The organism is Pedobacter quisquiliarum (genome assembly GCF_014642175.1).
GTDB classification, from domain to species: Bacteria; Bacteroidota; Bacteroidia; order Sphingobacteriales; family Sphingobacteriaceae; genus Pedobacter; species Pedobacter quisquiliarum.
Map to the genome: position 1 here is coordinate 1 of NZ_BMIL01000019.1, position 7,750 is coordinate 7,750.

The 7,750-nt window shown below is 36.1% G+C and carries 7 protein-coding genes; 4 read left to right on the plus strand and 3 right to left on the minus strand.

Going from position 1 to position 7,750, the window contains the following annotated elements:
- Positions 1–160: 160 nt before the first annotated feature.
- Together IEW69_RS16755 and IEW69_RS16760 are read right to left on the minus strand one after the other, a co-directional pair.
- On the minus strand, positions 161–2,581 hold the full coding sequence (locus tag IEW69_RS16755; protein ID WP_188628026.1) for a hypothetical protein: 2,421 nt from the start codon (positions 2,579–2,581) through the stop codon (positions 161–163).
- Between the two features lie 467 nt (positions 2,582–3,048).
- Positions 3,049–3,678 (minus strand): TetR/AcrR family transcriptional regulator, encoded by a 630-nt coding sequence (locus IEW69_RS16760; RefSeq protein ID WP_188628027.1) that lies wholly within the window; start codon positions 3,676–3,678, stop codon positions 3,049–3,051.
- Positions 3,679–3,833: 155 nt separating this feature from the next.
- Between IEW69_RS16760 and IEW69_RS16765 the strand changes: the two genes are divergently transcribed.
- The 4 genes from IEW69_RS16765 to IEW69_RS16780 all read left to right on the plus strand — a co-directional run bounded on the left by IEW69_RS16765 (position 3,834) and on the right by IEW69_RS16780 (position 7,245).
- On the plus strand, positions 3,834–4,721 hold the full coding sequence (locus tag IEW69_RS16765) for a pepsin/retropepsin-like aspartic protease family protein (RefSeq protein WP_188628028.1): 888 nt from the start codon (positions 3,834–3,836) through the stop codon (positions 4,719–4,721).
- A gap of 18 nt (positions 4,722–4,739) precedes the next feature.
- Entirely contained in the window at positions 4,740–5,864 is a 1,125-nt protein-coding gene (locus IEW69_RS16770; RefSeq protein ID WP_188628029.1) for a hypothetical protein, read from the plus strand.
- Between the two features lie 286 nt (positions 5,865–6,150).
- A complete protein-coding gene (locus tag IEW69_RS16775; RefSeq protein WP_188628030.1) occupies positions 6,151–6,726 on the plus strand; it encodes a Crp/Fnr family transcriptional regulator in 576 nt (191 codons plus the stop codon).
- A 66-nt stretch (positions 6,727–6,792) separates the two neighbouring features.
- Positions 6,793–7,245, plus strand: coding sequence for a carboxymuconolactone decarboxylase family protein (locus IEW69_RS16780; RefSeq protein ID WP_188628031.1), 453 nt, complete (start codon positions 6,793–6,795; stop codon positions 7,243–7,245).
- Positions 7,246–7,438: 193 nt separating this feature from the next.
- Here IEW69_RS16780 and IEW69_RS16785 read toward each other — a convergent pair.
- Positions 7,439–7,750: dihydrofolate reductase family protein (locus IEW69_RS16785; protein WP_188628032.1), on the minus strand; the 312-nt coding region annotated here is incomplete at its 5' end.

The following is a 7,750-nucleotide window of genomic DNA, read 5'->3' on the forward strand; positions in this document are numbered from 1 at the left end:
TTCTTCAGGAGAATAGAGGCTTCTGAGAGGCGTTAATTTAAATGACACAGTTCCCGTTACACTCCCCAGATAGGTCGCCGAGTTCTTGAATTTTGGTATAAGGTTCTAAGGATCATAGTTCAAGTGCTATAAGCTCTTAAATTAATTTGAAGAGCTTATTTTATAGCTTTACAACAGAAATCATTTTTTCAGCGTAAACTGGTCCTTCGTTTGTTATGCCCTGAACCACAATTTTAAACTCTCCTGTTAAATCGCCTGTAGCAAAGTTAATTGCTGCTTGCCCTACCCCATTCAATGGTATCTGATGATTCCAATAAATGGTTGTTGCACTTATAGGTTCATCTATATTCGTGATATCATATCTATAAAAATCCTTAGGCAATTGAATACCCTTTAGGATAGATATATTTGCATCAACCTCTCTTGTTGCACAACCAAAATAGGTAACCGGCTTTCCATCCTGATCACGATATCGTCCATTGGACTTTGGTGGTCTGTTTCTTGAATCTCCGGCATGATTGATACAATTTAAAATATTACTGCTGCATACGTAATCGCCACAGCGATTTATTTTTGGTCTTTCAGAAAAAACGCTTCCGTTGAAATCATCTTTTTTATTTGCAATAACAACCTCCTTTAAATTTATACCCGATGATATCTTTACATTGTCATTTTCCTTAGCTAACGAAGAGGTTCTTTCCTGTGGGTCAAAAGAAGTTTGCTCTAAATGGTTTTTAATCTTAGTAAACGGGTCATGAATTTTTATCGAAAATATTCCTGGGTTTTTAGTATTCATGTTGAGCCAAACATCGGCTTTATCATCGATAATTAGGTTCGCAAAAGGAATGGTAAACTTTCCGCTACTATCGGTGCGCAATGCGTTAATATTTCCTTTGGCAATTGTATGTAATTCCATTGGGAACTTGATTGCGCTTTCACTTCTTAACACAGAACCCGTAACCTCACTACTCGAAAATTCAACAGATCTGTTTATTGCTGACCGCTGCCATTTGTAGCTACGCCATCCTTTTATTAACAAAACCTTATCTAAGTAGCTTCTGTCTCTAATTTTTGAAGGAGAAAAATTGTAAGGTAATGTACCTAGATCCTTTTCAAGAAAAGTATAATCAACAATGCTCTTATTATTCTTGCTCGAAAATCGGTTTGATTGTGCACAGGAAATAGATACATATCCTTTTAAGCTACTCAAATCCTTACCATTAAAGTCGATAAATAGCCTCACACTGTCTCTCGTTTTGTAAAAGCTTTTATCTGTTTTCAAATTCGTACTAACAAATCGATCATAGTGAGCAAAAAAAATACGCTCAGCCAAAGGCCTGAATTCTTCATCTAAAATCGTAACCTTATTTAATCCTGGTTTAACAGAATCAAGATCAAAACGTACTTTTTGTCTTACCCCTTTTGTAAGCTTTAATTCGCTTTGCATGGAAATTTCATTACCATTATGCACAACGGCGTACACCTTTGAATCATAAGTTGAAAGCAAACTTATTCTAAAATCCTGATCTACTATTGACTCTTCAGCAGATAACACCAAACCTTGTTCGACCCTAACTGGCAATTCATAATGATCGTTGCTGCTCTTGGAAATCAACTGTATGTAATATTTACATCCGGATTTTGGGAAGATCTTAAACTTACCCATTCCAGATAGGTCAGTCAAAATCGTATCGATAATAATATCATTTTCGAACAAATAAGCTTTGCTCTGAAAGGGTGCATCTTGTAAATCCCTAACCTCAAACCCAACATTGCTGGGTAAGCCGTCAACCAGATAGCCACCTTCCGGATAATACTTTACTTTATATTTACGAAGATTTGGTGCGGGTAAATCGTATTTGATGTGCCTTTTGTTTTTACCTTTTTTTATAGATAAGGAAAGTAAGTTATTTGTGCTATCCACTGGTAATATAGGATAAGGGATTAAGGCCTCACCTATAATACTGGTTTTAGCAATACCCATTGAGGTAACTTTCCCTTTTCCAAAAGCATAGTTGATTTCCGCATTTTCAACAAAACGATTGTCGCTCGAGAGCACTTTAAGAATTACATTTTCCGGATCAGCATGATTATTATTCCTCATTAAACTAAAATGTGGAACCAGGTTATCTACAGTATTAGATCTGATGGTTAAAGGCTGAACAAATTCGCCATCAATTTTTTCATCTGCTTGTATATTTGTATTGACAACAAAGCTGTAGTATCCACTTATCAGTGAATCAGGTAAGCTAAAGTTTCCAAACGAAAATCCATCTTGTATCAGGTACCTTTCCTGTAATACGACGGTGCTGTCTGCATTATTAACTAAAGAAACGTAAAGCGTATGATAGCTATCAAGAGGAACAACAGGCTTTATTATATAACCAGTAAACCAAACCTGCTCATTATTAGTGTAAATATTTTTATCGACATGAACGAACAAATTCGTTTCAGGTTTGTGTTCCACATATTTATGAAAATAATTTGCAACACTGTCTAGACTTTGGGCAGTGCTAATTAGGCTTAGCAAAGTTAGAAACTTGAAGAGAAAAATGAAGAGGAAGTTAAAGCGTTTAATCATCACTTTAAAGATGAGAAAATTGAGTGACTTTTCGATTCTCTATGCAGTTGCCAACTTTCGAAAATCTTGTATCAACTATGGACTGTAAATAGATAAATTCATGTCTATGATTTATCAACCTGAAACACCGGACTAAATGAGCTATAAAAACCTGGCCGAAGTCTTAATTTGGTCCTACATTTTACATTAGGTTGTGCCCAGGAAAAGGTCAATCTAATTCTACTTAGTACTATCCATTTTAATAATCCTGAATTTAACGAGGTAAGATTATATTCTCTCAGAAATGAAGCAGCAACAATTAGAAGCAATTACATCAATGAATATACAGAAGTATAATCCTGACAAAATTTTTGTGGAATCGCCGTGTGACTACAGACATAATTTGTTACGTGAATACCGGCTTTATACACAAGGTAAGCCTCATTAATATGTTGATACCCTTTCAACAGATTCAAAGACGTGTCTTTTTATAGGTCCTTAAATGACTTATCTATAATAAAGCCAACCGCTTCTTTAATGAGGTTCCTGCCTTTTTCGGTTTTTAGATCAATTCCTGAGAATACACTCCCGTTCACCTCTGCATACATATTTAAATAATACAATCCACTAGCTATAACAGCGCTAATCGCCCTAAACTTCTCTGCATTTTTACCAAAATAAGGATCAGTAAAATGATTGAACAACAACTCACCTCTGGCCTCCTGGTCCTGTGTTAATTTTCTCAAAGATTTTCGTTCTTCAGATAATCTCCAAAGCAACAATTTCTGAAATTCCTTATTGTTCTCTAAGTAGTCAAACTGGTACAGGAAGGCTTTGGTTGCAAATGCTTTTCCGCCATCGGTGATAGCTCCAGTGGATTGTTCAGCTTTTACATTGCTCCAGAAGTCCTTTACAGCGATGTATTCATCGATCAAACCATCAAGTCCTCCAAAATAGCTATAAATCATTTTTTTATCTACCCCTGCAACTTTAGCGACCTCATTGATTTTAAGTCCGGCATGTCCTTTTGTTTTCAGGATTTTACCAACCGCCAACAAAAACTTTTTTCTGCTGCGTTCGATGTTCCGGATTTTTCCTCCTACTGGCTTTCTTTCCATCCGAATTGTGTATGATGGTGCAAGTTAATAAATATCACCCCTTTAAGACACTAATTGGTGTGTAATTAATATATTTACTCGAATATAAGCATCACATCAATCTGCACAGTTTAATAGAGGCTTATTTTAGGCAAACAGTCAATAATGTAAAAAATATGATCAACATTTTTCAAAAAGCCCTGCTCGTTTTTTTTGTGTTCTTTTTACCCTTTAGGGCTTTCTCTCAGATGGTGCACGATACCCTAAAACTGCATATTAATGAGCAGAATACCTTATACGTCGCTGCTATTCTGAACAATAAAGATTCGCTAACGCTCAACTTCGACACCGGCTGTACGGATCTGATTATTACCGGCGAAGTACTAAAAACTAAACTGGGGGGTGCTATTGAATTGTACAAGAAAGATTATATCCTCCAACTAGGAAAGTCAAGAATTACGACCAAGATTTATGATGCAGAACTTACCGGGCATGGAACCGAAGGGCGATTTGGGTGGAATTTTTTTAAATCTAATGTAGTAGAGTTGGATTATGATCAGGGTATTATGGTTATCCACAACCAATTGCCAAAACCGGTATTAAGCGACAAGAGCTATGCGAAGTTACCCTTTATGTTCATGGATGGCCTACCATTTATCCAGTCCGAGATTTCCCAGAATGGTAAGTCCTTGGAAACTTACTTTCTGTATGATACAGGTTATCAACGCACGGCTATGCTGGACAACGAAGAGTTGCAGAAAAACCATTTTCCTGTGAGTGAAATGAAGGAAATAAAAAGAGTGGTCATGCATGGTGCCCAAGGGAATGAAATACCTGTCATTACCTCTGAACTGGATATCTTGAAGATTGGCAAGTTCAGGTTAAGAGATGTTCCGGTACAACAGATTATTGGACGAAAGCCTATGCAAGATCGTAATGCACATATTTTGGGAAACGAGGTATTAAAGCGCTTTAACGTGTTTATGGACTTTAAAAATGGGTTTGTGTATCTCAGGCCCAACAAGTTTTGGGATGCGGGGTACTCAGAAAAGAATAACAAATAGTTCTATTTAACTTAAATTATGAGAAGATTTCTAATCTTAATCCTGTTTGCCTGGCCTTCCATGGTAGTTTTTGCTCAAGGGGGTCTGATTGACAGTGCTATCAGCAAAAACTATTACACTTTAAAGCCAGTTGAAAACAGCCATCATTTCATAGGTGAGGGATGGGAGGTTCTATTGCGTGAGATAAAGAAATCCAATTCCGTCTTAATTGGGGAAACGCATTTTACCAAGGAAGTCCCCTACTTTGCAAATGCAGTAATTGATGAAGTCAGATTTGATAATTATTTTCATGAAATAGATCCCTACACAAATCGTATAATCGCTAATAAAATCAATAAGCTCTCCCCTGAAAAGCTCAAGGGTTTTGTAAGTGAATATAATTCCAGCTTCTCATTTCTGGAAAGAGAAGATGATTTCAAATTATTTGAAAAAATAGTTGGGAGTGGAATTCAAACTTTCGGTGTTGAACAGATTAGCTTAAGTGCAGACAGGCTAATTGTCTCTGGTTTAGCAGCTACAACAAAAAATGAAAAAGCCAGAAAGATATACGTCCAGATGATCCAAAATTCAGCGGAGTTAGCCGCAATAGACAAAGACAATAAATATCTATTCAGTGAAGACTTCCTTTCAAAAATTAGTTCTTTACTCAAACTACAACTTAGCGAGAAGGAAAAAAAACAGATTGAGGCGCTTAAAATAAGTCGGGAGATTTACCTTACAGGAAATCATCATCGAAGAATTCAGCTAATGAAGAATATCCTTTTGGAGGAAATGCCTAGTTGGACAAATAAAAAGAATTTGTTCAAATTCGGCGCATTCCATACTCCTAAAGGCGAAAGTCTTATGGAAATCTACGACATTGGAAACCTTGTTTTTAATATCGAAGATTCGAATCTTAGAAACGCTCTCCATATCATGATCGTGGGAAAAAATGTAACGGAAACTATCGAAGATTTAAAGATGTACGAATCATTTCTGAAGGCTGTGAACAATGAAGATTGGTACTGTTTCAATTTAAGGCCCCTTCAAAATCTTATTTCTAAAAACAGACTAACAATCGAAAATCAAACTCTATTACGAATAATTAAGGGTAATGATTTTCTAATATATGTCCCGCGTTTTACAGAAAGTCAGAAAACATGATATCATCATTGACTTATATAACTCAACATAAAAATAATTCCAGCTAGGTTTACAAAAATGGATTCAGTTAGATAAACTGCATTTCTGTAGTGGTCAAGAAACAATTGTCTCATAAAACGAAAACTTAGGAATAAGCAGGCGACATGTTACGGATATCTGTGTATCCTTAAGTCACATCAAGGATGGATAGCACATTTAGCCAAACCTAAATGTGCTATATTCGAGGGAATAGGCCTCATGGATGCTTAAAGCCATTCGTTACCTGCAGTCTAAAACCAAAACCCCTATGTTGAATATTTTTAGGAAACATATAGAAAAATTTACACAAGTTTCTGATGATGAATTCGAAGAAATAAAGAAATTCTTTGATACCAAAGAGGTAGCTAGAAAAGAAAACCTATTGGAGGAAGGCCATGTGTGCAAACATCATTACTTTGTAGTGAACGGCTTGCTACGGAAATTTTTCATTAACGAAAAAGGCATTGAACAAACTACAGAATTTGCCATAGAAACCTGGTGGCTTACCGACAACTTTGCCTACGAACACAAAATTCCTTCAGAATTTTATATTCAAGCTGTAGAGAAATCTACAATACTTTATATATCAAAGGCCAACCAAGAACAATTATTAAAGGCATTTCCGATAATGGAACGGTATTTCCGCTTTATTTACCAGCGGGCTTATGCAGCTGCTGAAAGGCGTATTAAATATCTTTTTTCACTTTCAAAAGAAGAATTTTATTTACAGGCTATTAGAAATCATCCCGAGTTTGTGCAACGTGTTCCTCAGTATTTAATCGCTTCATACTTGGGACTTACACCCGAATATCTAAGCGAAATTCGTAAGAGGCACATTTCTTAAACCAGTTTAAGTTTTTCCGCTTTAGCATTTCTCAATTTTGTATTGCACAATTTAAAGAAAAATACAATGCAAAAACGATTTAACATCAAAGCTGTAGCTCCAAATGCTTTGAAAGCAATGATTGGCCTAGAAACCTATCTTTCACAATGTTCTATCTCCAAAAAAACCAAAGAACTAATTAAGATCCGTGCTTCTCAAATTAATGGGTGTGCATTCTGCATCAATATTCACACTCAAGATGCAGTTAATAATGGCGAAACTAACCAGCGTATTTTTTTGCTGAATGCCTGGAGAGAAGCTGAGGATATTTTTACGGAAGAAGAAACAATAGTGTTGGCAATGACGGAAGAGATAACGCTAATTCATCAAAACGGATTATCGGATGAAACTTACACAAACGCCTTGCAGTTTTTTAGCGAAACCCAAATTGCAGATATTATAATGGCTATTACTACCATCAATTTGTGGAATAGGATTGTATTAAGCACCCACCTATTAATTGGACAAAGTCTTGCATAATACTACCAAGAAAGATCACAGGTTTAACAATCTGTTATCTTTCTTGGAGAAAAAGATTGATTGTCTCAAAAAACGAAGATATCCCTTTTAGCCTGACCTGCAGAACAAGGGTCAATTCCCCCCTCATACGACAATAACGAGGAAATGGCGATAATTTAACTGGTGCCATAATCCATGTTAGCGAGTCTTTCTTCTATTTCTTTGTCAATTTGTATTTTAAATGCGTTGTCAGATCTGAGGGTATAACTTCTTCAATTTGTAGATCATACTTATCTTTGTCCATACCGTCAAAGAGTCGAATACCGCTTCCTAGAAAAATAGGAGCAATGTGAATGAAAAATTCGTCCACTAATCCTGCATTTAGAAATTGTTGAATCGTGTTTGCACCGCCTTGTATTCTTATGTCCTTTCCTTTTGCAGATTGTCTTGCCTTGTCCAAAGCACTTTCAATCCCATTATTTATAAAATAGAAAGTTGTCGTGCCTTCTTGAATCCAAGGTTCTCG